At 64.6% G+C, this 26,312-nt stretch carries 20 protein-coding genes and 1 pseudogene; 6 read left to right on the top strand and 15 right to left on the bottom strand.

From position 1 onward, the window contains the following. The coding region (locus BBA01S_RS44535) for a PRC-barrel domain-containing protein (protein ID WP_042298516.1) at positions 1-748 on the top strand (748 nt) is incomplete at its 5' end. Beyond that, positions 745-2,022 (top strand): MFS transporter, encoded by a 1,278-nt coding sequence (locus BBA01S_RS37035; RefSeq protein WP_027820814.1) that lies wholly within the window; start codon positions 745-747, stop codon positions 2,020-2,022. The genes BBA01S_RS44535 and BBA01S_RS37035, both read left to right, overlap by 4 nt. A gap of 477 nt (positions 2,023-2,499) precedes the next feature. On the opposite strand, the gene BBA01S_RS44540 is transcribed toward BBA01S_RS37035, so the two are convergent. Together BBA01S_RS44540 and BBA01S_RS37045 are read right to left on the bottom strand one after the other, a co-directional pair. After that, positions 2,500-2,973, bottom strand: coding sequence for a DUF3331 domain-containing protein (locus tag BBA01S_RS44540; RefSeq protein WP_084162778.1), 474 nt, complete (start codon positions 2,971-2,973; stop codon positions 2,500-2,502). 801 nt (positions 2,974-3,774) lie between these two features. Continuing rightward, the gene (locus BBA01S_RS37045; RefSeq protein WP_027820815.1) at positions 3,775-4,689 is read right to left on the bottom strand and encodes a LysR family transcriptional regulator ArgP; all 915 of its coding nucleotides are present in this window, start codon (positions 4,687-4,689) and stop codon (positions 3,775-3,777) included. Between the two features lie 89 nt (positions 4,690-4,778). Between BBA01S_RS37045 and BBA01S_RS37050 the strand changes: the two genes are divergently transcribed. Then, the gene (locus BBA01S_RS37050; RefSeq protein WP_027820816.1) at positions 4,779-5,399 is read left to right on the top strand and encodes a LysE/ArgO family amino acid transporter; all 621 of its coding nucleotides are present in this window, start codon (positions 4,779-4,781) and stop codon (positions 5,397-5,399) included. 1 nt (position 5,400) lies between these two features. Here the strand turns inward: BBA01S_RS37050 and BBA01S_RS37055 are convergent, their stop codons facing one another. Together BBA01S_RS37055 and wecB are read right to left on the bottom strand one after the other, a co-directional pair. Beyond that, on the bottom strand, positions 5,401-6,276 hold the full coding sequence (locus BBA01S_RS37055) for an alpha-amylase family protein (protein ID WP_027820817.1): 876 nt from the start codon (positions 6,274-6,276) through the stop codon (positions 5,401-5,403). Positions 6,277-6,289: 13 nt separating this feature from the next. After that, a complete protein-coding gene (gene wecB / locus BBA01S_RS44545; protein WP_084162779.1) occupies positions 6,290-7,483 on the bottom strand; it encodes a non-hydrolyzing UDP-N-acetylglucosamine 2-epimerase in 1,194 nt (397 codons plus the stop codon). A 242-nt stretch (positions 7,484-7,725) separates the two neighbouring features. On the opposite strand from wecB, the gene BBA01S_RS37065 reads away from it, so the two are divergent. After that, the gene (locus BBA01S_RS37065) at positions 7,726-8,832 is read left to right on the top strand and encodes a zinc ribbon domain-containing protein (protein ID WP_027820818.1); all 1,107 of its coding nucleotides are present in this window, start codon (positions 7,726-7,728) and stop codon (positions 8,830-8,832) included. Here the strand turns inward: BBA01S_RS37065 and BBA01S_RS37070 are convergent, their stop codons facing one another. Then, positions 8,833-10,182 (bottom strand): cytochrome-c peroxidase, encoded by a 1,350-nt coding sequence (locus BBA01S_RS37070; protein ID WP_084162780.1) that lies wholly within the window; start codon positions 10,180-10,182, stop codon positions 8,833-8,835. It lies immediately after the preceding gene. A gap of 9 nt (positions 10,183-10,191) precedes the next feature. Further along, positions 10,192-11,487 (bottom strand): alkaline phosphatase family protein, encoded by a 1,296-nt coding sequence (locus tag BBA01S_RS37075; protein WP_042298517.1) that lies wholly within the window; start codon positions 11,485-11,487, stop codon positions 10,192-10,194. A 357-nt stretch (positions 11,488-11,844) separates the two neighbouring features. Here BBA01S_RS37075 and BBA01S_RS37080 point away from each other — a divergent pair, with 357 nt between their 5' ends. After that, entirely contained in the window at positions 11,845-13,350 is a 1,506-nt protein-coding gene (locus BBA01S_RS37080) for an NYN domain-containing protein (protein ID WP_084162781.1), read from the top strand. 268 nt (positions 13,351-13,618) lie between these two features. Here the strand turns inward: BBA01S_RS37080 and BBA01S_RS44550 are convergent. The 9 genes and pseudogenes from BBA01S_RS44550 to BBA01S_RS37125 all read right to left on the bottom strand — a co-directional run. Further along, positions 13,619-13,858: pseudogene (locus BBA01S_RS44550) on the bottom strand (hypothetical protein); the annotation flags it as partial. Positions 13,859-13,915: 57 nt separating this feature from the next. Beyond that, on the bottom strand, positions 13,916-14,737 hold the full coding sequence (locus BBA01S_RS37090) for a bestrophin-like domain (protein ID WP_027820822.1): 822 nt from the start codon (positions 14,735-14,737) through the stop codon (positions 13,916-13,918). Positions 14,738-14,739: 2 nt separating this feature from the next. Beyond that, positions 14,740-16,953, bottom strand: coding sequence for a cation:proton antiporter domain-containing protein (locus BBA01S_RS44555; RefSeq protein ID WP_063750596.1), 2,214 nt, complete (start codon positions 16,951-16,953; stop codon positions 14,740-14,742). A 79-nt stretch (positions 16,954-17,032) separates the two neighbouring features. Then, positions 17,033-17,620, bottom strand: a complete 588-nt coding sequence (locus tag BBA01S_RS37100; RefSeq protein WP_027820823.1) for a LutC/YkgG family protein — start codon at positions 17,618-17,620, stop codon at positions 17,033-17,035. After that, positions 17,607-19,037 (bottom strand): lactate utilization protein B, encoded by a 1,431-nt coding sequence (locus BBA01S_RS37105; RefSeq protein ID WP_027820824.1) that lies wholly within the window; start codon positions 19,035-19,037, stop codon positions 17,607-17,609. Before BBA01S_RS37105 ends, BBA01S_RS37100 begins: the two co-directional genes overlap by 14 nt. Then, positions 19,034-19,777 carry a (Fe-S)-binding protein gene (locus tag BBA01S_RS37110; protein WP_027820825.1) on the bottom strand — a complete coding sequence of 248 codons (744 nt, stop codon included), beginning with the start codon at positions 19,775-19,777 and terminating at the stop codon, positions 19,034-19,036. The genes BBA01S_RS37105 and BBA01S_RS37110 overlap by 4 nt, the downstream gene beginning before the upstream one ends. A 128-nt stretch (positions 19,778-19,905) precedes the next feature. Next, positions 19,906-21,126 carry a porin gene (locus BBA01S_RS37115; RefSeq protein WP_027820826.1) on the bottom strand — a complete coding sequence of 407 codons (1,221 nt, stop codon included), beginning with the start codon at positions 21,124-21,126 and terminating at the stop codon, positions 19,906-19,908. Positions 21,127-21,259: 133 nt separating this feature from the next. Continuing rightward, positions 21,260-22,720, bottom strand: coding sequence for an APC family permease (locus BBA01S_RS37120; protein WP_027820827.1), 1,461 nt, complete (start codon positions 22,718-22,720; stop codon positions 21,260-21,262). Positions 22,721-23,050: 330 nt separating this feature from the next. After that, positions 23,051-24,052: an AraC family transcriptional regulator gene (locus BBA01S_RS37125; protein WP_027820828.1), complete on the bottom strand. Its 1,002-nt coding sequence runs from the start codon at positions 24,050-24,052 to the stop codon at positions 23,051-23,053. A 272-nt stretch (positions 24,053-24,324) separates the two neighbouring features. On the opposite strand from BBA01S_RS37125, the gene BBA01S_RS37130 reads away from it, so the two are divergent. Further along, positions 24,325-26,304: a primary-amine oxidase gene (locus tag BBA01S_RS37130; protein ID WP_027820829.1), complete on the top strand. Its 1,980-nt coding sequence runs from the start codon at positions 24,325-24,327 to the stop codon at positions 26,302-26,304. Positions 26,305-26,312: the final 8 nt, after the last annotated feature.

The following is a 26,312-nucleotide window of genomic DNA, read 5'->3' on the forward strand; positions in this document are numbered from 1 at the left end:
GCCGCGCAAGCCGCACCGGGTCGCCCCGCCGCCGCCCACGCCCGCCAGCACGCCGGTTGCCCCGCCGCCCGCCCCGCTCGTGCAGACGCGCACGATCGAGCGCGGCAGCTTCCGCACGCTGCTCGACAGCGAAGTGCAGAAGCCCGACGGCAAGGTCGTGGGCCGCGCCGTCGACATGGTCGCCGGCCCCGGCGGCAAGCCGCAGGAAGTGGTCGTGAACCTCCAGGGTTTCATGGGCGTGGGCGACCGCAAGGCGAATTTCCCGTGGAGCGCCGTGCGCATCAATGTGCAGCCGAAGTCGCCCGCCATCACGCTCGCGCTTTCGCCCGCCCAATTGCAGATTCCCGATCGGCCCAAGGCCGGCGGCGCCCAGGCGGGCGCGCCCGAAGCGAGCCCGACGCGCCTGCCGATGCTCGACACCACCGTCGAGCGCCCGAACGGCGCCAAGGTCGGCCGCGTGGTCGACGTGCTGATCGACGGCAGCGCCGCGCCGCTCGCGGTGGTGCTCGACGTGAGCGACCTGCTGGAAAAACGCCGTACCATCGCCGCCGACTGGTCGGCGCTGCACTTCGTCACGAAGAACAACGCGCTCGAAGCCCAGCTCGAAATGAGCGACCAGCAGCTCGACGCGTCGCCGCCCTACGCGAACGACCAGGCGGTGCGCGCCGTCAGCCCGAACTCCGCAGCCGCGGCGACGCCAGCCACGCCGCCGGCCGCGCCCGCAGCTTCCGCGCGCGGTGCCCAATGACGACAGGCACGACGACGCAACTCCCACCCAGTCTGCGAAGCGTACGCGCGCTCGACTGGCTCAACTTCTTCGTCGCGAACGTGCAGACCGGTTTCGGCCCGTTCATCGCCTCGTACCTGGCTTCGCACAAGTGGACGCAAGGCGAGATCGGCCTCGCGCTGTCGGTCGGCACGATCAGCGCGATGGTCAGCCAGGTGCCCGGCGGCGCGGCTGTGGACGCGCTCAAGAACAAGAAGGCCGCCGCCGCGTGGGCGATCATCGCGATCATCATTTCGGCGATGTTGCTGGCCGTGAGCCCGACGGTCGTGCCGGTGATGGCCGCCGAGGTGTTCCACGGCTTCGCCAGCTGCATGCTGGTGCCGGCGATGGCGGCGCTCGCGCTCGCGCTCGTGGGGCGTCAGAACCTGGGCGACCGGCTTGGGCGCAATGCGCGCTGGGCCTCGATTGGCAGCGCGGTTGCGGCGGGCCTGATGGGCCTGTGCGGCGAATATGTCTCGCCGCGCGCGGTGTTCTGGCTGACGGCGGCGCTCGCGCTGCCCGCGCTGGTGGCGCTCGCGATGATCGAATACGACAAGCACGCGAACTCACCTAAACCCGCGCCCAAACCGGCACCCAGAGCCACGCCGACGGCCGCCGACCACGCCAACGGCGAGCGTGAAACGATCTTCGATCTGCTGCGCGACCCCCGCATGCTGACGTTCGCGGCCTGCGTAGTCCTGTTCCACCTCTCGAACGCGGCGATGCTCAACCTGGCTGCCGGCGAAGTGACGGCGGGCATGGGCGACAACGTCCAGCTGGTGATTGCGGCCTGCATCATCGTGCCGCAGGCGATCGTCGCGATGATGTCGCCGTGGGTCGGGCGCACCGCCCAGGCCTGGGGCCGCCGCCCGGTGCTGATCCTCGGCTTCAGCGCTTTGCCGCTGCGCGCCCTGCTGTTCGCGGCGGTCGGCAATCCGTACTTCCTCGTACCGGTGCAGATGCTCGACGGTCTCTCGGCTGCGGTGTTCGGCGTGATGCTGCCGCTGATCGCCGCCGACGTGGCGGGCGGCAAGGGACGCTACAACCTGTGCATCGGGCTGTTCGGGCTGTCGGCAGGGATCGGGGCGACGCTGTCGACCGCGCTTGCGGGCTTTATCGCCGATCACTTCGGCAATACCGTGAGCTTCCTGGGGCTCGCCACGGCGGGCGCGGCAGCCGTGGTCATGGTGTGGCTCGTGATGCCGGAAACGCGCGACGCGCTCGAAGAGGAAACCGCCAGCGACAAGGCGGCCTGACGTCTTGCGCCCGCATCGGGGCGCCTCCGCCGCTGCCTGTCCATAGCGATCGGGCGCGGCGGCGGCGCCCCGATTTTTTTCGGCGGGCGTCAATCCAGATGATCGATGGAGGTTTTATCGGCGAAACAGACGCCATAGCGTCGGACACGCGGCCGCAAGCGCCAGGCGAATCCGCAGACAAAAACAGAACGATGGATGTGCCGATACTTGACCTCGCGCGAGGCCATCAGCGATGCCAGAGCAAGACCCAAGGCGAGACAATAAGCGCAGCCACCCGCAGCGAAACCCGCGCCCGCCAGGCGGTCAACCCGCCCTGACGATCCGCTGATTTCACTACAGGAGATGCCCGAAGATACGGCTGTGCAACGAGAGTCCGCCTGACGCGAACCGTGCTGTGGAGCCCATGCAGCTCCGCTGCCGTTCTTCCTGCAAGCCGCGCAAGCGACTTACACCACTTACTTAAGCCACTTGAGTCACTTAAGCCGCCAGCGCCTCGTCGAGACGCGCAGCGACGACCCCGCTCGGGAATGCGTCGAGCTTGCTCGCAAGTATCATCGCGTCGGCATTGGCCGGACGATGACGGCGATTCGGGCTCGGGCGGAACACCGCGTCGCCCCGGCGGATTTTCTCGCCAGTCAACGCGCACACCGCACTGCGACGCGCAGTGCAGACCCGCCACAACTGGTCGGAGTAGCGGCCATAGGTCGCGTCGCTCCAACAAACGGTGATGCTGTCCGGATCATGACGCCGGATCAAGGTGATGCCTTGCGCATCCCACGACCGCACGGTGGCGCGGCGCCGGTTGGCCGCTTCCGATGCGCTGCGTGTGATGGGTACCGGTTTGCAGCTCCTGATGACTTCGGGCTCGCCGTCCGGGCCCAAAGGCTCCGAGGCTGCGGTCAGAAGATCAATGGTTTGTTGCCATGCGCTGCCGGTATCTAATTTCGTCATAATGCACCTCGTGCACGTGGAAACGATTCAAATATGCCGGTCGAATAAGCACTCTGCCACGTCGGGATTATAGCGTGCGATTCTGGCACTCCACAGAAAAAACTGAATTTTCACACGATATATCTGAGACCCGGACAAAGACCAGACATGAGGCTTTCAAGGCTCATTGCAGGATAGCAATAGTGGTTTCTTTACATTCGCACTTTTTTGCCGATTTGTTGATGTTTAACATTGCTCACAGGAAAAAATAACCGGATAGCCGGGTCTTATGCAGACGAGGCAAATGCATTAGCAAGACTATTGAGCACCGCGAACGGTTGGTTCGCACGCCTGCACCAGCCGGCCGCAATCGCCCGCCAGACAAGCCTGAGCGGGCTCTTATACCGTCACCCGATGCACGCTGGGTTGCACCTGCGGGGCACGCTGTGTGTTGTCCGATCAATGAAACGCATTACAGGCTTATGTCACAAACAGCCGAAAAACTTCACATCGGCTGCTACGCAACAAGACGCGGGGAATTGTCGCATGAAGCCACGTCGCGCCGATGCAGGTCAATTGCGAGAAACGACTCTATTTCACGAATCGTTAATCAAAAACGAATTGCGCTTTAGCCATTTTGTCACGCGCGAATGCATGGAATCACATCAGGCAGTGCGGCGTCAATAGCCTTCAATAGCCGTCACGATTACCTGCACGGATAACAACAATTCAAATGGCGGGTAAAGACTGCGTGAATGGCCGCTAAAGACGCGCAAGCGACGCTTCACGCGGCACACGTCAGGTGACACTTCAAGCGACACGTCAGGCGCCGCGCCCCTGGTCCAGGTAGTCGGCGGCGCGACGCCGCAGCATCGTGCCGAAATCGTCGAGCCAGCCAATCGACAGCCGCCAGCTCTGCCAGTAAAGCTCGACGTCGAGCACACGCCCCGGCGTCAGTTCGACGAGTTCGCCGCGCGCGAGATGCGGCGCGATCATGCGCTCCGGGCACATGCCCCAGCCAAGTCCGCTCACGCAGCAGCGCAGAAAACCCGCGACGTGCGGAATCCAGTGCAACGGCGCATCCACCTGCGCGCGCGTGATCCTTCGCACGAAGCGCTTTTGCAGTTGATCTTTTGGATTGAATTCGACGCACGGCGCGCGGCGCAGCGACTCGCGCCCCACCCCATCGGCGAAATAGCGCTCAAAGAATGCGGGCGAACACACCGCGAGATAGCGCATGCGGCCAAGCCGCGTCGAGCGGCAGCCCTGCACCGGTTCGGCCTGCGTCGTGACCGCGCCCTGGACGCTGCCGTCGCGCATGCGCTGCGCCGTGTGATCCTGGTCGTCGATCACGAGATCGAGCAGGATGCCGCGTTCGACGCAAAACGGCGCCACGGCGTCGATGAACCAGGTGCCCACGCTGTCGTCGTTGACGGCAACGCGCAACGTTGGCCGCGCGGTTTCGCCGAGCAGCTCCCCCGCCACCGTCGGCATGCCGCCGCCCAGCTCGGCTTCGAGCAATTGCACGCGCTCGGTGTGGCGGCACAGCAGCGCGCCTGCCGCGGTCGCGACGCAAGGCTGGCCCCGTTTGACGAGCACCGCGCCCACGCGCTCCTCCAGCAGCTTCACGCGCTGCGAGACCGCAGAAGGCGTGACATTGAGGGCGCCCGCCGCGCGGTCGAACGAACCGTGGCGCACCACGGCGGCAAGCGCATCGAGCAATGCATAGTCGAGCATTAGCGTTCCTTAATCAGCCTTAAGAAAATGAGCTTTGCTTAATCGGCTCCTGGCGGCAGACTAGCGCCGTTCCCCCGTACTGTCCAATCATGAACTGGCTCGCTTTTTCTCATGGCGCCGCGCTGTGCGCCTCCCTGATCGTCACCATCGGCGCGCAGAACGCTTTCGTGCTGCGCCAGGGCATCCTGCGCTCGCATATCGGCAAGATCGTCGTGCTGTGCACGCTGTCCGATTTCATCCTGATCGGCGCGGGTGTGGGCGGCGCGTCCGCACTCGTCGAGCGCTATCCGACCTTCGTGCATCTCGTGCTCTATGCGGGCCTTGCGTGGCTCGTGTGGTTCGGCATCGGCGCGCTGCGTCGTGCCGTGAAACCCACACATGACGTGATGGATGCAGCCGCCAGCGCTCAACATGCGCCCGAGCAGCGCGCCTGGCCGATCATGCTGATGACGCTCGCGTTCACGTGGCTCAATCCGCACGTTTATCTCGATACGTTTTTGCTGATCGGCACGGCCGGGGCACGCGAACCGGAAGGGGCGCGTCTCGCGTTCGCGATCGGCGCGATGGCGGTGAGCGCGGTGTGGTTCCTCGGTCTCGGTTACGGTGCGCGAGCGCTGGCGCCGCTGTTCAAGCGCGCCGCTGCGTGGCGCGTGCTCGACGGCGCGATCGGGTCGATGGTGCTGTTGATCGCCTTTACCCAGTTGCGCTGATTTACGGCTGCTGCGCGCGCGGGATCGCCAGCAGCCCCTCCACGAGTTCCGGCGACAGATAGTGCGGCCCGTCGAACACATAGACGCGATAGCCGCGATACGCCTGAAGTTGCGGCGCGAGTTCGGCGGCCGTGGCCGCGCGAAATCCCCCACCCGGTTTCGGCCTGAACGCTTCGGCGATGATGCGCACGCGCTTCCTGCCCAGTTTCGCCGCCAGCGCATCCGCGTACTCGCGCGCCACCGACGGCACGCGCGCATAGACGCCGTTGCCGTCCTGCAGGAAGACGCCGACGTCGTGCGGCAGCCAGCCGTCCAGCCACTTCGCCAGCGCCGCCCCGCCGATATTGCGCGTGTCGTAGACACTGATCCACAGCGGATGCGGCAAGCGTTCGAGCAACGGCCCCATGCGTGCGGCGTCAGTCCAGCTCGGGTCGACCTCGACGGGAAAATACCAGCCGCTCACATGCACGGGCGGACGCGCATCGGCGAGCTTTTGCGAACGCGCTATCAATTCGTCGAGATTCGCGCGCGCCTTCTTTTCATCGGCATAGCCCGCGAGACCGACGATCACGTCGCGCGCCCACGGCTCCCCCGCGATGCGCGTCCAGTCCGGCACGCGCGGCGCGGGCAGGTTCGCGCCCGGCACGAACGCCACGTCGTCGACGGCCGTCCACTGCACCAGCAGGTCGCGCACGCCCAGCCGTTGCCAGTCGCCGCGCGGATCCAGGTGCGCGTTGTCGGGCTGCCAGACGACGCCTTGCGCAAGCGGCGGCGCGGCCCTCTCATCCGGCGCGGCCAGCGCGCTCGTGCCAAAGCCGAAGCACCCGGCCAGCGCAGCCAGCACGCAAGCCGCGATCGCCCTCATGCCCTTCGCCATCGCGCGCAGCCCGCTAGGCGGCAGTGCGCTGCGCCATCGCCGGATGCCGATAGCCCGGCAACGCGGCGCTCGCGAACGGCGTGACGGGCCGCCCCATCAGCGCCGCGACGATGCGCGCCGACGCCTCGCCATCGCCATAAGGATTCACGCGGCGCGCCCACGCCCGCCGCGCCGATTCGTCGTCGACGAGCGCCATCACCGCGCGCCGGATCGCCTCGCGATGCGTGCCGACCAGCTTCACGGTGCCCGCCGCGAGCGCTTCGGGGCGCTCGGTCACGTCGCGCATCACGAGCACGGGCTTGCCGAGCGCGGGCGCCTCCTCCTGCACGCCGCCCGAGTCGGTCAGCACGATCGCCGCGCGCTGCATGAGGCGCACGAAGGCCGGATAGTCGAGCGGTTCGGTCAGGTGCACATTGGGCGCGTTGCCCAGCGCGGCCAGCACCGGGCCGCGCACATTGGGGTTCAGGTGCACCGGATAGACAATCTGCATCTTGCCCGTCGCGGCCAGTTCCGCGAGCGCCGCGCAGATATGTTCGAAGCCCGCGCCGAAGCTCTCGCGCCTGTGCCCCGTCACCAGCAGCAGCGGCCGCCCTTCGCCCTCGGGTTCGAGCCACGGAAAGCGCGCGTCGATCTGCGCACGCAGGGCTGCATCGCGATCCAGTCGCGCGCACATGAGCCGCAGCGCATCGATCACCGTGTTGCCGGTGACGATCACGCGCCCCATGAGCGCCTCGGCTTCGAGATTGGCCTGGGCGCTTGCCGTCGGCGCGAACAGCAGGTCGCTCACGACGTCCACGACGCGCCGGTTGGTCTCCTCGGGCCACGGCTCAAGCAGGTTGCCGGTGCGCAGCCCCGCTTCGACGTGTCCGACCGGAATGCGCCGATGGAACGCCGCCAGCGCGGCCGCCATGCTGGTGGCAGTATCGCCGTGCACGAGCACGCGCTCGGGGCGCACATCGGCGAGCACCGCATCGACGCCCGCAAAGAGGCGCGCGGCCAGGCCGTTGAGCGACTGGTTCGCGGTCATCGCGCCCAGATGATGCGCGGGGGCGATCTCGAACAGTTCGAGCACCTGGTCGAGCATGGTCTGATGCTGGCCGGTCACACAGACGACCGACTCCACGCCGGGCTCGGCTTCGAGACATTTCACGAGCGGCGCCATCTTGATGGCTTCGGGCCGCGTTCCAAAGATCGACAGGATTCGCACGGGCAGGCTTCCCTTCGTTACGTAGTTCCGCAAGTACCGTAAGTACCGTCAGTACCGCCAGGACGGTCGGCTGGGGTTTCGCGTCCGCTTCGCTATGCGAAGCGAATCGACGCGGCCCGCCGCCTGCGCAATTGCCGTGCCCCGTTCGCGCAGCCTCGTAGAATGGGCCGCATCGCTCACGTCATCATCGCGCCACCTCCACGCCACCTCCACGCCACCTCCACGCCATTGCAGACATTCCCATGACTACCAGCCAGGCTTACTCGCGGCCCGCCCGCCTGTTGCAGATCGCCTCGTGGATCATCGCCATCGTGTTCGCCGGTTTCCTCGACATGCTCGGCGGCCTGGTGATCCGCGACCTCATGTTCGTGCCACATGGCGGGCCGCCCACGGCCGAACAGTTCGTCGATACGAACGCGAGCGCGCCGCTCGATGCGCAGTTGCGCGAAATCGAGCGCCAGCGCAGCGCACTGGGCGACAAGGGGCAGACGCTTTCGACTGGCTACGATCGCGCGACCACCGAATACCACGATGCGCAAGAGAGCCTGCGCAACTGGCTGGCCACACGCAGCGCGACCGGCGACAACCGCAACGATGTCGAATTGCTTTCGCGCACCCGCAAGCTCGACGTATTGCAGGCGAACGCGTTGAACTGGCAGCATCAGCGCGACGCGCTCGCCGACCAGCAACGCAAACTCGATTCGCAGAGCGAAGCAATCAACGCCCAGCTCGCGCGCCTGCAGGTCGACGCCGATGCGCGTTACGCGGCAGCGGACAAGCGCTATGAACTCACGGTGTTTGGCTGGCGTCTCGCGCTCACGCTGCCGGTGCTGGTCGTGGCCGTGTGGCTGTTCGTGCGCCATCGCAAGAGCCGTTATTGGCCCTTCATTTACGGCTTTGGCCTCTTTGCGCTGAGCGCGTTCTTCGTGGAGCTGGTGCCCTACCTGCCGAATTTCGGCGGCTATGTGCGCGTGCTCGTGGGCATTGCGCTCACGGTCTTTGCGGGCGTGTACATGCTGCGCGCGTTCCAGCGCTACGTCGAGCGCAAGCGCGCCGAAATGCAGCAGAGCCAGAGCGAACGCGCGCGTTCAGTGGTCTATGAGAAGGCGATCAGCGCGTACCAGAAGAAGCTCTGCCCGTCCTGCGATAAACCGTGGCACCTGGGCGGCGAACAGGTGTCGTTCTGCATTCACTGCGGGCTGCGGCTATTCGACATCTGCGTGTGCGGTGCGCGCAATTTCGCGTTCTTCCCGTTCTGCAATCAGTGCGGCACGCACGTGACGAAACCGTCCGCGCCGCCAGCCGACGAACCGCCGGCCGCAGCCCGGACAGAACCGCCGCCGATCTGATTACGGTCGCTTGAGCGCAGCGCTGACCTTGACCACTTTCGCACCCTGCGCGCGCGGCTGATAACCGTCGTCGAGCGTCTTCAGGAAGGCGATCACATCGTCGATATCGCGTGCGTTCCAGGCGGGCTTGCCGCCCGCCTTGCGCGTCAGCGGTTCGTCCACGGTATCGACGTTGTCGCGCACCGCTGCGGGCAGGTCGTCGAACTTCACGACATGGCCGCGCGCGTCCTTCGAATACCACTTCTGCGGCGCGGTATCGCGCTCCACGTAGAAGCGCAGCGCGTCGCGCAGCGTATGGAAGCGGCCGTTGTGGAAGAACACTTCGCGCGTGGCGACGTTGCGCAGCGTCGGCGTCTTGAAGAGGCCGCAATAGCTCTTGTTGCTCGCCTTGTCGGTGCGCACCGGGCCGCAGAGGCCCTCGTCGTAGTAGTCCGGATCGCGGTTCGCACGCAGCTCCGGATTGCGCGGCACGCCCAGCGCCTCGAACTGGAAGTCCGTGAACAGCGGATGCGCGCCGTTCGCGCCCACCTGGTCGATATGGCACGACGCGCAGTTGCCGCTGTTCGGATCGTCGAACAGCTTCTTGCCGCGCATTTCGCTGGCCGTCAGCTCCGCCTTGCCGTCGAGATACGCGTCGAATTTGCTCGTGTAGGGATGGAAGCTGGGCTCTTCGAGTTCGTAGCGCTCGACGGCCATCATCGCCTGGCGCAGCGCGGCATCGTTCGAGGCGAAAATCGTTTCGCCGAACACCTGCTTGAAGCGCGCCGCGTACGGTGCGCGCGCGAGTTTCGCGGCGATGTCGGCGGGGCTGCGATTGGCCATTTCATTCGCGCTGAACAGCGGAAAGAGCGCCTGTTCGTGCAGGCTGTTGAAGCGGCCGTCCCACGCGAAGCCGCCTGCGGGGGGGCTGTCGGCGTCGGTGAGGCGCTCGAATACGCTGGCGGCCTGCACATGCGTCCAGACCGGCGTGCGGTTGAGCACGTAGCCGAGCGTCGGCACGGCGCGCGTGCCCTGGGTGCGCATATCGGCGCCGCCCAGTTGTGCGGCGAGGCCGTTGGGCGGCCCATAGGCGTGCGCCGCGCTATGGCAGCTCGCGCAGGACATACGGCCCGAAGCGGAGAGCGAGGGATCGTTGAAAATGAGCTTGCCGAGCGCGGCGGTGTCGCTGAGCGGCGTGGCCGCAGCCGTTGTGGAAGCCCCCGCGGAAACCATTGCGGAAGCGGGAACATGAGACTGCGCCTGCGCCGCACCGATGCCCGGTGCGACAAAAGCCGCCAGCGCGGTAGCGCCGGCGGCCAGCGCAGTCGTGACGGCGCGACGCGCCGCCAGACGTGCGTGGAAAACGGTCATCGGCGTGGCTTAGAGATTCGTGAAGATGTCCTTGCCGAAGCCCGTCAGGCCCGCCTGGCCCGCGTAGCCCAGATGGCCGAGGCCGAACATGTCCTCGACGCTCTTGAGCATCGAGTAGTGGTTGTACGCCACCGTCGACACCGTGCCCGGCTTGATGAACTTCGAGATCATCACCGCGCCCGTGCGGTCGCCGCCGTAGCTGCTCTTCGCGAGCACGAGATTCACGTTGCCCGTGAGGCCTGCCGGCACGGTCATGCCGAGCTTCGTCAGGTACGCCGCCGGCACCGTGCCCATCGCCGCCGATTGCGGGAACGTGCCCAGGTTCGGCCCTTCCTGCTGGCTGCAGCAGGTGTCGCCCGCGAACGTGAAGTCCACTTCGCTCGTGCTCGGCATCGTCACCGACGCGTAGCTGCTTTCGTCGAAGTTGATGATCAGCAGGCCGTCCTGCTTGAACGCCGGCGATGCGGTGATGATGGGCACCCACTTTTGCAGGAACGCATCGGCGGAAACCAGGCCGCCCGTCGCGCCGTTCGCGCACGGCGAATCGTGGCCGTCGTCGCACGTGCTCGGCGTGATGAGGTTAAAGTTCGCCGTCGTCGCGACCTGTTGCAGGTCGGTCGTCAGGTTGTTCAGGTTGACCACGTTCGCCTGGCAGTCCGGCGAATCGATGATCGAGTGGAAGTACATGAACGGGTTGTGACGCGTCGCATACGAATCGCCTGCGGGCGTGGTGGCGTTCGGCGCTTCCTGGGTGTTGGTCAGGTCGGTCGTCCCCAGCGTCGGGTGGCCGCAGGTGGCCGCTTCGCGCGCCGGGTCGTTGCCCATGTCGCCTTCGTAGCCCTTCCACGTGAGGTTCGCCGCCTTGAGCTGGTCGGCGATGGTCTTCACGCTCGCGGGATACACGCAGCCGGTGCCGATCGCCTGACCGTCCGACGTCATGCCCGTGAGGCTGAAGTCCTCATAGGTCGTGCAGTCGTTGTCGGTTTGCAACGTGGGCGACTGGCCGCTGATCATCGAAATGTAATTGTCGAGGCTCACGTGGCCCGTGCCGTAATACTGCTGCACCAGCGCGCCTTGCGCCGCGAGCGTGTTGGCCAGGTACGGCGCTTTCGTGGTCGAACTGAACGTCGTCGTGTAGTTCTCGTTTTCAAGCGTGATGATGAAAACGTGCTTGATTTGCTGGGTCGTTCCCGCGGTCGTGGAGTTGACGCTCGAACCGCACGCGCTCACGAAAAGCGCGCACACGAGCGCGGCGAAGATGGCGGCGAAGGCGGCGCCGATCCTGCCGGTAAAGCGAACTGCCATGGGTGTCCTCTGTCTTGTCGAATCGTTATCGGGGTTCTTCGATTTTTTCGGTTTTTTCGGCTTTTCTCTGGAGTGAATGCCGATATTTTTCCGTCCGCCCAGGCACCTTTCGATGCACCATGATTGGGCCGCGCCAGCTTAGGCAGCGTGTGTGACGGAACCGTGAAAAAACCGGGCCGACTGGCCATATAACCGTTATATCGTTCGAACGAACTATGCTTGCGCACGCAACCAACCGGCCGGTCTGGCATTGGCGCGCTGCACCGCCCCGCCAGCAGTTCATGGGTGAAACACGGTCGTGCTGCGCGCAACCGGCTATCATGTCGATTCGTACCGTAGATGGAACAATCGAATCACATGGCCTCCCCTCAAGAAAACGTCAGCATGGCGGTGTTCTGCGACTTCGAGAATGTCGCGCTCGGCGTGCGCGACGCGAAGATCGACCGCTTCGATATCAAGCCCGTGCTCGAGCGGCTGCTGCTCAAGGGCAGCATCGTCGTGAAGAAGGCTTATTGCGACTGGGAGCGCTACAAGGGCTTCAAGGCGTCGATGCATGAGGCGAGTTTCGAGCTCATCGAAATTCCGCACGTGCGCCAGTCCGGCAAGAATTCCGCCGATATTCGCCTCGTCGTCGATGCGCTCGACCTCTGCTATACGAAGTCGCACGTCGATACCTTCGTGATCGTGAGCGGCGACTCGGACTTCTCCCCGCTCGTCTCCAAGCTGCGCGAGAACGCGAAGAAGGTGATCGGCGTGGGCGTGCGGCACTCGACCTCCGACCTGCTGGTCGCGAACTGCGACGAATTCATCTTCTACGACGACCTGGTGCGCGAACTTTCGCGCGAGCAGCAGCCGCGCGGCAAGGGCCGCGACGGCGGCGCGAACGCGAAGCGCCAGGGCGGCGACGAGCGCCAGCAACGCGGCGACGACAAGAACGAAAACGCCGAAGATCGCAGCGAGGAGCGCAAGCTCAAGGCGATCACGCTGGTGGTCGAGACGCTCGATGCGCTGGGCTATGAGCGCGGCGACAGCGGCAAGATCTGGGCATCGGTGCTCAAGAGCGCGATCAAGCGCCGCCGCCCCGACTTCAACGAGTCGCGTTATGGGTTCCGCGCGTTCGGCAACCTGCTGGAAGAGGCGCAGGCGCGCGGGCTGCTCGAAGTGGGCCGCGACGACAAGTCGGGCACCTTTGTGACGCGCACGAGCCAGCCGGCGAACGTGGCAGCGCCTTCTACTACGACGGACGCCCCGGCAGCACCGGTGGCGGAAGAAGCCGCAGCGCCGCGCAACGACGACACGCGCTCGCGCCGCAAGGGCCGCCGTAACGGTCGTGGGAATGCGAAGGACGTGAAGGACGTGAAGGACGCCGCGCGCGAGCCGCAAGAGCCACGCCAGCCGCAACAGGGCGTGCACGAAGCGCACGAAGTGATTCAGGCGCAGGAAATCTTCGACATCGAATCGCTGCAGGAAACCGGCGCTGCGTCCTTCGACACGCACGCCGAACCGCATGGCGATCTTTTCGACGAGCAGCAGCCGCACTCGCACGAATCCGCCCTGCCGCTGTTCGAGCCCGCTACGCCCGCAGAAGTGAAGGTGCTGGAAGAGACGCCGCGTCGCGCGCGCAAGACCGCTCCGCGCAAGACTCCGGCGCGCAAGAAGGCTGCCAAACCTGCGAAGGAAGCCGCCCAGGCTGCCGCCGCATCGTCAGAGGCAGACGCCGCGCCTCAGGCCGAACCGGCGGTGCAAGCTGCGCCTGAAGTCACTGCGCCCGACGCCCCCGCGACTGAAGCACCGAAAAAGAAAGCGCCGAAGAAAACTCCGGCGCGTGCACGCCGCCCGCGCAAGGCAGCGGAAGAAAGCTGATCGCCGTCCAGCCGACGATCAGTCAGTCACCAAACGGATTCGCCGGGCGCTTGCCCGGCGTTTCTTTTTTGTCGCCCTGTTCATCGGACGCACCGAAAGCCCCGAACGGATCGCCCGCTTTCGCAGGCGCATCGCCACCAAAGGGATTCGTTTCAGGCTTGGGCGCGGAATCGCCAAATGGATTCGCGCTCGCCGGAGCACGCGTGCCACCGAACGGATCGTCGGCGCGTGGCGGTTGCTCACTCTTGCCTGCTTCCATCGCGTCGGCATCGGCCGCGAGGTTGTACTCGGCCTGCACCTGCGCGAGCACGCCTGCAATGGTCGATTCGAAACCCGCCGCATTGCCGAAATGGCGCATCGTCCAGTTGCAGCCCGTGCGATCGGGCTCCTGCGCCTGCGGTCGCGGCACGACGATTTTCACGCCATCCTCGACCACTTCCTGCCGCCGTTGCAGACGGCGCTTCACTTCTTCATGCAACCGCGACGCGTTGAGTGTCTTGCGCAGCATCGGGCACCTCCTTGTCGATCCTCGAAACCCGCCGCGAGTCTAGCGCACTCTTGACGTTCACTGCGGCTGGGACGGGGGCTCGACAGGCTGGTTCATATGCACGAGCGCGTCGCGCATCGAATCGCTCGGGATCACGATTTGCCCCGTAAATGGTGTGTCGAGATCGACAATCACATAGATCGACGACGAAATCGATAGCGCACCCAGCCCGATCATCACCATGGCGAGCGCATTGTGTGGCGCAATCAGGCCGAAGCTCAGGAAGATGAGGATGAGCCATAGCGTGAGCATCACGAAGAACGGCCGCGACAGCGTGCTATGCGCCTCCTCGATCAACCGCCAGCGCGTGTCGCGCACGCGGCCAAACACGTCGCCAAGACGCGCTGCAAGCACGCCCTGATAGCGGTCGCGCGGCGTGAAGCTGCCGATCTCGCGGCCGACCGAATTGAGCAGCGCGCCCAGCGACACGCTCTCCAGTTCGCCGTCCTTCGCACCGGACACGCGTGGATAGCTGCCCTCGGGCGGGCGCTCGTTGGGCCATGTCGAGGCAATCGCCGCTGCGGTGTAACTGCGCAGCTTCGCGCGCGCGGCTTCGGCATCCGGGCCGTAGTCGCGCAGGCGCGCGTCGAGCTGGATCAGGTCTGCCGAGTAGGCGCGCATGTCGTTGGTCGCCGTGTCGAAGCTGCTTTTCGCCGACGCGGTGAGCAGGCTCAACACCAGCGCCGCGAACGTCACGAGCATCCCCAGCACCAGTTGCACGAGTTGCACCGTCTCGTGCTTGCGATGCTCCTCGGGCAGCAACGGCCGCAGCAAAATGCCCAGCCCCGTGCCGCCGAGCAGCAGCACGAACACCAGCGCGGCCATGCCGATCTCCATCATGCTCAGGCGCTCCTGTGCGGATCGTCCGCGGGCGTTGCCTGCGTGCCTTGCAACGCTTCTTCCACTTCGCTCTTCGGCGGCTGCGGCACGGGTAGATCCTTGGCGTTCTTCGCCAGGTGCGCCGACTCGCCGGGCAACAGCACATCGGGATGCACGCGCGGCACCGCTCGCTTCCACGCGACGTCCAGTTCGCGGCGGATCGAATCGTAAATCTCCTTCGAAATCGAACGATCCTCATACATCGCCACCACGCGCGCGCGCCCTTCGCGCAGCGCGTAAAGCAGCATCATGCGCTTCTCCAGCACGTCGGCGCCGTTGCCGAAACAGCTGCGCACGGCGTCGAGCCCCCCTTCGGCCTTCTCGATGCGCGAGCGCAGGATCGTGCCGAGCAGCTTCGCCAGCCGCTCGCCGAGCAAGGGCGTGAGACTCGTATCGGCGAAGGCGATCAGTTCGTGCAGCACCACGCGCCGGCACATCAGGAGTTCGAATCGATCGGCCAGCGCATCCGAATACGGCTGGCGAATGCGCAGCCAGCGCGCGATGAAACGTGCGACGCGCAGCTCCGGCGTATCGGCAAGAATTTTTGCCGCCGCGCGCTGGTAGCCGATGCGCCCGCTCTCGCGCGCCGCTTCGATCATCGCGTCGGTATTGCGCGTCATGGCATCCAGGTTGCGGATCGTGACAATGCCGCTTCCGTATTCCGGAATGAGGTCGCGCTCCTTCGCCGCGAGCGTGACGAGGCCGATGGCAAGACGCTCACGCTCGGACAGCGCCGCTTCGATATCGAAGGCCGTCGAGCTCAGGTCGATGCTGCGGCGAAACGTGGCGCAGGCCTCGTGAGCAATTTCATCAGGGATACGAAACGTTCGAGCCGCTGCGTGTACCTGTTGCGACACGCGGATCGACGAAAGTTGCACGGCCTGCTGCTGGATTGCCTCTTCCTGCGGCGAGAGCAGGTCGAGCTTGAGCCTGCGGATCAGCAGCTTGAGCGACGAGCCGTTGACGATGAGGCTCACGAGCACGAAGCCCGTGGCCAGGATCGCGACGAAGCGGCGCGTGCTTTCGGGCAGCGCCTCGTTCTGCGCGAGGCCGAGCGCCAGCACCAGCGTCACCGCGCCGCGCAGGCCGCCCCACGCGATAACGAGCTTGTATGCGGCGCTCACGGGTTCGGTGAGCTTGAAGCGGCTCAATAGCGGCAGCATGCCGAACGCGACCACGAGCCGCGCGATGAAGGCCGCGACCACCACCACCGCGAGTGCGACAAGGTCGAGCAAGTGCGCATCGCGCAAAGTCGCGGGAATCTGCATGGCGGCGAGCAGAAAAATTGCCGCCCCCGCCATGGCCGCGACCTGTTCCCAGATCAGTTGCAGGTGCAACCAGTTGACGGGCGACAGGCGCGTGCGCCCCAGGCCGCTGATCACGAGCCCCGCGGCCACCACGGACACCACGCCGGACACATGCAGCACCTGATCGGCGAACAGATACAGCGGATACGGCAGCGCAAAGCTCAGCGAGATCTCGGCCTTGCCCTCGCCGCCCAGCGCGGGAAGCAACCAGGCGAATGCGCGGCCCGCCAGTGCGCCAAGCGCGAGCCCGCCAACCAGTTGGACGCCCAGCGTGCGCAGCGCGGCCGTACCCGTGGCCGCCGCGGCGTCGCCGGTGATGGCGGCGATCAGCACGCTGGCAATGGCGATGGCGGCTGCGTCGTTCAACAGGCTCTCGCCTTCGACGAGGCGTACGAGCCGCGCAGGCGCGCCCACTTCGCGAAAGACCGCAAGCACGGCGGACGGATCGGTCGTCGCGATCATCGCGCCCAGCAACAAGCCGTCCGTCAAAGGGCCGAGTCCCGTCAAGCGGATCGCGCCGCCCACCATCGCGGTCGCGACGAACACGGCCACCACGGCGAGCAGCAGGATCGGCGCGGCGTCGCCCAGCATTTCGCGTACGTTCACGCTGAGCGCGGCCTGAAACAGCAGCAGCGGCAGGAAGACCCAGAGATAGGCCTCGGGCGGCAGGCGCGGCGCCAGCGCGGGCGTGACGACGCTCGCGGCAAGCTGCGGCCAGGCTTCGCCGCTCACAAGATAAATGCCGCCGAGCGCGAAACCCCACGCGGCCAGCAGCACCGATTCCGAGAGCGCAAAGCGCAGGCTCACCGCTTGCACCAGCGCGATGCTCGCCAGCAGAAAACCGCTCAAGAGAAGAATGTGAATGACCATCGTTTCCTGTGCGATGTGTAGGTCTGCGGATTGGTTGCTACCGGGTACGGCAATAGATACACGCGAGGAGCACGTGCGCTCAGTGCGCGGGCAACCACACCACCGTCAGCGACTTGACGCCCTGCGCGCCCTGAATCAGCACGCCTTCGATATCGGCGGTTGCGGACGGCCCCGTGACCAGCGCGGCATAGCGTGCATGGCGAAAGTCATCGCGCCGGTAGGCGTCCTGCAAACCGGCGACCAGCGCGGCGGGATCGAGCAGCACGTAAAGATGCTGCACCAGGTAGCCGAGCGCATTCACGATGTACTCGCGCTCGCTCAGCCACACCGAGCCCGTTTCCGCGACGCCGAAACGCGCGCGCACAACGCCGGCTTCGACATCTTCGAGCGACGCGGGCGGCGTACCCGTCGCAAGCATGCGCGTGCCAGGCACTTCAGGAGCCGCCGAAGCGATCGAGGCCTGCGGCCCCAGCCGCTCGCGTATCGCGGCGAGCACGGTTTCGCCCGAAGGCGCTTCGATTTCCTTGCCGCCCATGAGCGTCAGCGCGGCCGTAAAGCGCGCGCGCAACTCGCCTGGCGGCGTATCGAAGAGCGGCACGTCAGGGAGCGCCTGCGGCGCAGGCTGCGCAGCGCGCACGCGCGCGAGAAACGCTTCACGACTCGCCATCGCCGCCTCCTTTCACGTCGCTGCCTTTGCGGTTCTTGCGATACCACGCGTGAAACGTGGTGCCAGGCGCCTGAGGCAGCGTGCGCTGCTTGCCCCAGATATTGAGCGGGTTGTAGAGCACGAAATTCGGCAGTCGTCGCAGCGCGCCGTCGAGCGACGACACTGCGCCGCGATACAGCCTGGGACTGGCAAGCAGGCGCCCCGCCATTTTCAGCACTTCCTGCTTCACGAACGGCACCGCGTGCTGCGCGGCAATCACTTCGCGCCATTGGTAAATCTGCTCGTGAATATTGATTTTCACGGGGCACACGTTGGTGCAACTGCCGTTGAGCGTCGAAGCAAACGGCAAGGCGCTAAAGCGCTTCAGGTCGAATGTCGGATTGATAATCGCGCCAATCGGCCCGGCATACGTGCTGCCATACGACAGCCCGCCACTGCGCCGATAAACCGGACAGGTATTCATGCATGCGCCGCAACGGATGCATTTGAGCGAATACCAGAAGTCCGGCATGGCGAGCCGCGCGCTGCGTCCGTTGTCCACCAGCACGAAATGCAGCTCGGCGCCTTCGCGCGGCGCGCGGAAATGCGAGGTGTACTGCGTAATCGGCGAGCCGAGCGCACTGCGCGACAGCATGCGGATAAAAACACCCAGATCGGACAGGCGCGGAATCAGCTTTTCAATGCCCATCGAAACGATATGCACAGGCGGCACGTTCGCCGAAAGATCGGCGTTGCCTTCATTCGTGCAGACCACCACCGTGCCGGTTTCGGCCACGGCGAAATTGCAGCCGGTCATGCCGCCGGTCTTTTCGCGCACGAACCAAGGGCGCGTATTCATGCGCTGACTGTGCGCGAGATAGTGAATATCGTTATTGGCGGGATCGGTGCCAATGGTGCGGCCGAATACTTCGGCAACATCGTCGCGCAGTTTATGGACGGCGGGCACGACGATATGGCTCGGCGGCTCGCCGTCGAGTTGCTGGATGCGCTCGCCCAGATCGGTTTCCATCACGGCGATGCCACGCTGCTCCAGATACGGTCGCATTTCGCATTCGTCGGTAAGCATCGACTTGCTCTTGACGAGTGCCGTGATGCCACGGTCGCTGAGGATGCGAAACACGGTCTCGTTGTGCTCGCCTGCCGTATCGGCGAAATGGACGGTGACACCGTTTGCCTCGGCCACGCGTGTGAATTCGTCGAGATAGTCGGCGAGATGCGAAAGCGTGTGCGCCTTGATGCCGGACGCCAGTTCGCGCAGCGTTTCCCATTCGGCAATAGCGTGCGCCTGGGCATCGCGTTTCATCCGCAAGTCCCAGAGCCGTTTGTCGTGGAAGTCGACGTGCTCCGGATGCGAAAGAAAACTGCCTGCGAGCCTGGCGTGCTCGACGCGCTTCGACGATTTATCCGGCGTGCTCATTCGCGTGCTCCATTCAGAACCTGGGCGATATGAATGAAGCGCACATCGGCTTTCATGCGCTCCGCGCAGCCTTGCTGATGCATCAGGCAGGACATGTCGCCCGAGACGATGTATTGCGCGCCCGCGCTGACGTGATCGACGATCTTGTCCTGCCCCATGCGCACCGAAACCGCTTCTTCCGTTACAGCGAACGTGCCGCCGAAACCGCAGCATTCGTCGGGCCGCCTGGGCTGCACGAATTCGATGCCCTTGACGTTGCGCAGCAGCGCGAGCGGCTTTGAGAACGGCGTGCCCGCGACTTCGGAAATCGACGCTTCGTGCAGATGGCGCAACGCGCTGCAGCTATTGTGCAGGCCCACGCGCCAGGGGAATTCGGCCCACGGGAATTCGCGTACGCCCAGCACGTCGTGCAGGAACTCGACCAGTTCGTAGGTATTCGCGCGCACGCGGCGCACTTCGTCGGTCTGCTCGATTGCGGTGAAATGGTCGCGCACATGATTCACGCAACTCGCCGACGGCCCGACGATATAGTCGTAACCCGCGAAGGCGCGTGCAAAGACGCGCTCCGTGCCCGCCGCCTCGGCCTGTGCGCCGCTATTGGCCATGGGCTGGCCGCAGCAGGTCTGGTCGAGCGGATAATCCACCTCGCAGCCAAGCCGTTCGAGCAATTCCAGCGTGGCGATCCCGACTTCGGGATAAAACGCGTCGATGAAACACGGGACGAACAGGGCGACTTTCATGCGGGGGCTCGCGCGGAAAGCGGATCGAATCATTCTAGCGCCGTTCCGCCCAGCAAGCGCTTAACCGGGCACGGCCGCCCCAGACCGTGCCGCAGTGCAGCGAGCGCCTTTGCGCCCGCTGGCAAAACTCAGAAGTTGTGGCGAATGCCCGCGATCACCGCCAGTTGCTTGTCGGTGTCCGAATTCACGAGATTCGGAATCTGCGCGAGGTTGCGCGTGCCGCCCGACGCATCGATACCCAGTCCCGCGCCCGACGACTTCTGGCCGATCGCCACCGCATAGAGCGCCGTGCGTTTGGAAAGGTTGTACACGGTGCCCAGGTTGACCTGGTGGATGCGCGTAGACGAGCCCTCGCCCGGATGCGCGTCGTTGAAGATATACGCGAAGCCGAATTGCAGCGCGGGCGAGTATTGCCACATCGTATTGAGTTCGGCGATGTCGAAGGCGATATTCGCGCCCTGTGGCTGCGCCGTGCTCGCGAAATACTGGCTCTGCGAATAGCGCGTGTGCGTATAGCTCAGCGCGACGGTGACCTTGTCGAACGCATATGACCCGCCTGCCCCCCAGATATCGACTTTCTGCGCGTTCTGCAATTCGCAATACGAGGCATCGGTATTGGCGCAACTCAGGTCGCCGATATAACCGCTCTCCCCGCCCAGCGCCGCCTGCATCGGATTATGCAACTGCAAATAACCGGCAGAAAGCGCAAGCGGGCCGTGCGCGTAATTCGCCGCGAGCGACCAGCCGCGGTTCTGCGAGAAATTGCCTGCCACGCCGCCCAGGCTAAACAGGCCGCCCACGGTCAGCCCGCCAAAGCTCGGGCTGATGTACTTGAGCGAATTGTTGAAATTGAACGCCTCGTTGAGATTATCGACGTCGCCGAAATGCGAGCCGTAAAGCGTTGCCCAGTTGTTGCTCGACGCGTAGGCGCCCATATAGTCCGAGAACGGATCGTACTGGCGGCCCAGCGTGAGCGCGCCATAGGTGCCGTTCGCCACGCCCACCCACGCATTGCGATTGAACAGCGTGCCGCTTTGCAAGAGCGAACCACTCTGCGTGAGGATGCTGTTTTCCAGCGTGAAGTTCACCGTCGTGCCGCCGCCAATGTCCTCGCTGCCGGTCAAGCCCCAACGCGACGGCACGAGATTGCCGCCGCCCAGTTGCCAGTTCGAATGGCCGTCGGTGTGGCCGTCCGCATGCGTGACCTGCTGATTGGTCGAGTAAACAATGCCCGCGTCCACGGTGCCGTAAAGCGTGACGGAAGACTGCGCATGGGCGCCCGGCGTGAGCGTCGAGAGCGCGCACGAAGCCAGCGCCAGCGCCGTGCGCTTGACGAAATGATCTGCCATAACGGTGTCTGTCTTTTAGAAGTGGGAAGGCGCGACGCGCGAACCTGCTGACGCGCGCCGCCTGCTACTGCGGATTTAGATAGGATGACGTAACGATTGACGCAGACGGCCTGGCCGTCGATTGAACTTCGCCCTATTGGCCGAAGCGTGCGTAGACGTCCGGGCGGCGGCTCTTGAGCACGAGACCCAGCGCGATACCGGCCGCCGCGACGGCCAGCACGATCCACGGGAACGAACGCACGATCGCGCTATCCGAACCGCTCAACGCATCGAGGTTGCCGATCAGCACGAAGCCAATCCACAGCAGTCCGAAGCCGCCGAGAATCGGCGCCACGAGTGCGTGCCAGATGCGCGTGTCTTTCTTCGTCGCACGGAAAAACGCGGCCACCGAGAAACTGGTCACGGCCTGCAGCATCACAATGCCGATGGTGCCCAGCGCCGAGGTGCAGCTAAACACGATATTGAACGGATCCGCACCCGCGAGCACGTAGAGCGCGACCGGTACGGCCACGGTGAGCGTCTGCAGATAGCTCGCGAGATACGGCGAACCATACTTCGGGTGCAGGCGGTCGAGCTTCGCGGGCAGGATGCCTTCGACGGAAAGCGCGTGGATGTAACGCACGATCGTGTTGTGAAACGACAGCAGGCTCGCAAAGATGCTGGACAGCAGCAGGAAACTCATCGTCGTGGTCATCGCGCCGCCCAGGTACTTGCCCGACTGGATGAACCAGAAGTCGCCCGGCTGTTTGGTGGCTACGTCGGCGACATCCTTGAGGCCATAGGCGCACACGATGGCCCATGTCACGAAGGCGAAGAACACGAGAATCATCGTCACCGACACGTAGGTCGCGCGCGGCACCGTCACCTTCGGGTCGCGGCACTCCTTGCCATAGATCGCGGTCGCCTCGAAGCCGATGAAGGATGCGAGCGCGAACATCACGGCGATACCCATGTGGCCGCTGAAGACGTGCTGCGGCGAGAACGGCGCGAGCGTGAGACCGTCCGGGCCGCCGTGGTGAATCACAATGGCGATCGACAGCACCAGCAGGATGCCCATTTCAAGGCACATCAGCACGCCAAGCAGGCGGCTGTTGAGATCGATGCCGCGCAGCCCGGTGATCTGCACGATGACGATGCACGCGAACGAGTACGCGTACCACGGCATGGCGCTGTGCAGCAGCGGCCCGAGCACGACGGTGCAAAAGAACCCAAAGAGCCCGTACAGCGCGATCTGGATGCAGGTGTACGAGAGCAGCGCGACCAGCGCGCCCGCCATGCCCAGCGGCCTGCCGAAGCCCGCGGTGATATAGGCGTAGAACGCGCCCGCGCGCACGATGTGGCGGCTCATCGACGCAAAGCCGACGCTGAACACGAGCAGCACGACGCCGGCGATCACAAAAGCGCCTGGAATGCCCGCGCCGTTGCCAAGGCTGATTGCGGGCGGCACCGCACCGAGCATGCCGGTGAGCGGCGCAGCCGCCGAGATCACGAGAAACACGATTTGCCACAGGCCGAGCAGGCTGCGCTGCGGGACGGCCGCGCGGTCTGCCTCGGCGTCGCCGACAAGACCGGCGCTTGAATACGGTTCGTTCATCGATGCCTCTGCTGGTGTCTGTTCTGATTGCGCCACGCGACACGATGAAGAACCGCGTGCCTTGTGCGCTCTGGGGAGCGGATCTCGCCGATGCATTTTCGAGATTCGACTGGAGCGCATGGTAGGCAGCTAAAAAATTGGGCGACCTGGCTGACCGCGCCAAATTTTCGATAAAGTGCGCCAATACGGCTGCGGGTTTTTACTTAACGGGGTTTTGGCGCGGATTTTGTACGGGTTTGCCACAACACTGGCACGCCCATTGATTCGGATGACGAATGATTTTCTGGCGGCAATTGCGACGACAAGCAAACAAAAGGCTTACGTACGAAATTATTCCGCCTGCTCCCAGTTACGGGTCGCACGCCATAGCACCGTGGCGTCCGCATAGCCCACTGCGCGTGCAACGGCCGCATTCGTCATACCCTCCTGCTCGCGCAGCACCGCCACGCTGCGCTGGCGCTCTTCGCGGATGATGTCGCGCACGGACGTGCCCGCTTCCGTGAGATGGCGCTGCAGCGAGCGGTTCGACAGCCCCAGGTCGCGTGCGATATCGGCCACCACGAGCTTTTCGCGCGCAAGCCGCCGCGTCACGAGATCGCGCACCTGGTCGACAAGATCGTGCGGCACGGTATCGCGCTTGATGAGGTCGGTGGCATGGCGCTCCATCATGCGCGCCATCTGCGTATCGGCGCTCTTGAGCGGCGCGTCGAGATCGTGTGGATGCAGCACCACGCCGTTTTCGGGCTGCTGGAAGCGCACCGGCACGCGAAAAATGCGCATATAGGGCTTGATGTCGGCGGGCGCGGCGTGCTCGAAATGCACTTCCACCGGCATCCACGACGCGCCGTACACGAGGCGGATCATGTGGCACATCGCACTCATGCTGTATTCGGCATCCTGACGGCGCGGCCAGATCGACGCGTGCGCGACGCGATAGCTCCACATCGGCCACGCGTTGTCGCTCACGAGATCCACCAGCGTGCCGCTTTGCCATGACGCCAACGCATCCGTGAACTTGCGGATCGCAGCGCCCAGCGTCGGCGACGACATGAACACGAGGCCTGCCGGCCCTAATTCGGTGAGCTGTATTTCGTTGCCCAGACGCAGGCCAAGGCCAGGTTCATTCAGCACCTGCGCGGCGCGCTCGAACGCGCCGACATAGCGCCCCAACGGCACGATTTCATAGGGATCGGAAAGTTGCCGGCGGCTCAGTCCGAATTCGGCCAGCAGCGCTTCACAGTCCGCTCCGGCGGCGTCCAGCGCCCGCACGATCGGGCCCATCACGGCGCCCCGAATCATCGGAAAACCATTGCTGACAGGGACTCGTTTCATGTCTCTCTCCAGGGGGCTGCAGCTTCGTTGCGATGCTCGTCGTCAAGCACGTCGGCATGCGCAGCAGCCGCTTCTTGTCGTTCTATCGTCGTTCGTTCGCGCTGTCTCTGGCGCACTCTATCGCCCCTTTGGCGCGTTTTGCAAGCGCGAAAAAAATATGGCGTTTCTACGATTGCAGCACGACATCGCCCCCGATTTCACGCCCCATCCGGCTGCGGGCTTGCCGCTTCATCGCATCGTTTGCGGTCCCACGTCATCCTTACGAAATGCTTATGAACACGAATCCGAACTCGCATCCTCTCGATCCGCTGAGCCTCGCCGAAATGCAGCTCGCCTGTGACATCGTGAAAGCCGCCGAGCAACTCGACGAATACGGCCGCTTTCCGGTCACCGAGTTGCAGGAACCGCCCAAAGCCGAAGTGGTGGCCTGGAAGCAGGGCGAATATTTTTCGCGCCGCGCGTTTGTGATCGCCATTGACCGCACGCGCAACCAGACGGTCGAATGCGTGGTCGACCTGCGCGAAAAGAAGGTGCAGACGCGCACGCCGCTCGCGCTGCAAAGCGCGCCGTTCGGCCAGCCGCCGGTGATGATCGAGGACTTCATCAACGCCGAGCGCATCGTCAAGGAAGACCTCGCCTGGCGCGAAGCCGTGAAAAAGCGCGGCCTTTCCGAAGCCGATCTCGTCAACGTGCAGGTCGATCCGTTTTCCGCGGGCGCGTTCGATCGCCCGAGCGAAGGCGGTCGCCGTCTCGTGCGCTGCGTGAGCTACTACCGGGAAAACCCCACTGACAACGGCTACGCTCATCCGATCGAGGGCGTGGTGGCTGTGGTCGACCTGCTCGAACAAAAGGTCATCGACCTCGTCGACGACGGGCGCATCATTCCGATTCCCAAAGCGAAGCACAACTACGACACGCCGAGCCTCGGCAAGCCGCGCGACACCGTCAAGCCGCTGTCGATCAGCCAGCCCGAAGGCCCGAGCTTCACGATCGACGGCTGGCAGGTTGCCTGGCAGAACTGGACATTCCGCGTGGGCTTCACGCCGCGCGAAGGTCTCGTGCTGCACCAGATCACGTGGGACGACGGCAAGGGCGCGCCGCGCCCCATCGTCTACCGCGCGAGCGTGACGGAGATGTGCGTGCCCTACTCCGACCCCACCACGAACCATTACTGGAAAAGCGCATTCGATGCGGGCGAATACGGTCTGGGCAAACTCGCGAACCAGCTCGAACTTGGTTGCGATTGTTTGGGGACGATCCGCTATTTCGACATTCCTTCCGCCGACGATTTCGGCAACAGCTTCACGATGAAAAATGCCGTGTGCCTGCACGAAGAGGATTACGGCACGCTCTGGAAGCACTATGAATTCCGCACCGGCGTGTTCGAAATGCGCCGCTCGCGCCGCCTCGTGATCTCGTTCTTCGCGACCGTCGGCAATTATGACTACGGCTTTTACTGGTACTTCTATCAGGACGGCACGATCCAGCTCGAATGCAAGCTCACGGGCATCGTGCAGACCTCGGCGGTCGCCGATGGCGACAGCTACCCGTGGGGCGGCATGGTGACCGAAAACCTCGGCGGTCCGACGCATCAGCACTTCTTCAATGCGCGTCTGCACATGATGGTCGACGGCGAAAAGAACTCGGTCACCGAGCACGAATTCGTGCCGCGTCCGATGGGCGGCGACAACCCTTACGGCAATGTGTTCGACACCACGAAACGCGTGCTCAAGACCGAGCAGGAAGCCGCGCGCAACGCCAATGGCCAGACGGGACGCTACTGGAAGGTCGTCAATCCGAACGTGAAGAATCGTGTGGGCGCGAATCCCGGCTACAAGCTCATCATCAACGATTCGCCGCTGATGCTCGCCGATCCCAATTCGAAGGTGCGCCAGCGCGGCGGCTTTGCAACGCGCCACGTGTGGGTCACGCCCTACGATACGACGCAGCGTTATGCGAGCGGCGACTATCCGAACCAGCACGCGGGCGGCGACGGCTTGCCGCGTTATATCGAAGCGAACCGCAACGTGGAGAACGAAGACATCGTGCTGTGGCACAGCTTCGGCCACACGCATGTGTGCAAGCCCGAGGACTTCCCGGTAATGCCCGTGGAGTACGCCGGTTTCATGCTCAAGCCGAATAACTTCTTCTACGGCAATCCGGCGATGGATCTGCCCGGCGGTCGCGATCCGCATAGCGTGCAGGACGGTGCGACCGATGCCGCGCCGTCGTGCTGCGGCAGCAAGAAGTAAGGGCACAT

The organism is Paraburkholderia bannensis NBRC 103871 (genome assembly GCF_000685015.1).
Lineage (GTDB): Bacteria > Pseudomonadota > Gammaproteobacteria > Burkholderiales > Burkholderiaceae > Paraburkholderia > Paraburkholderia bannensis.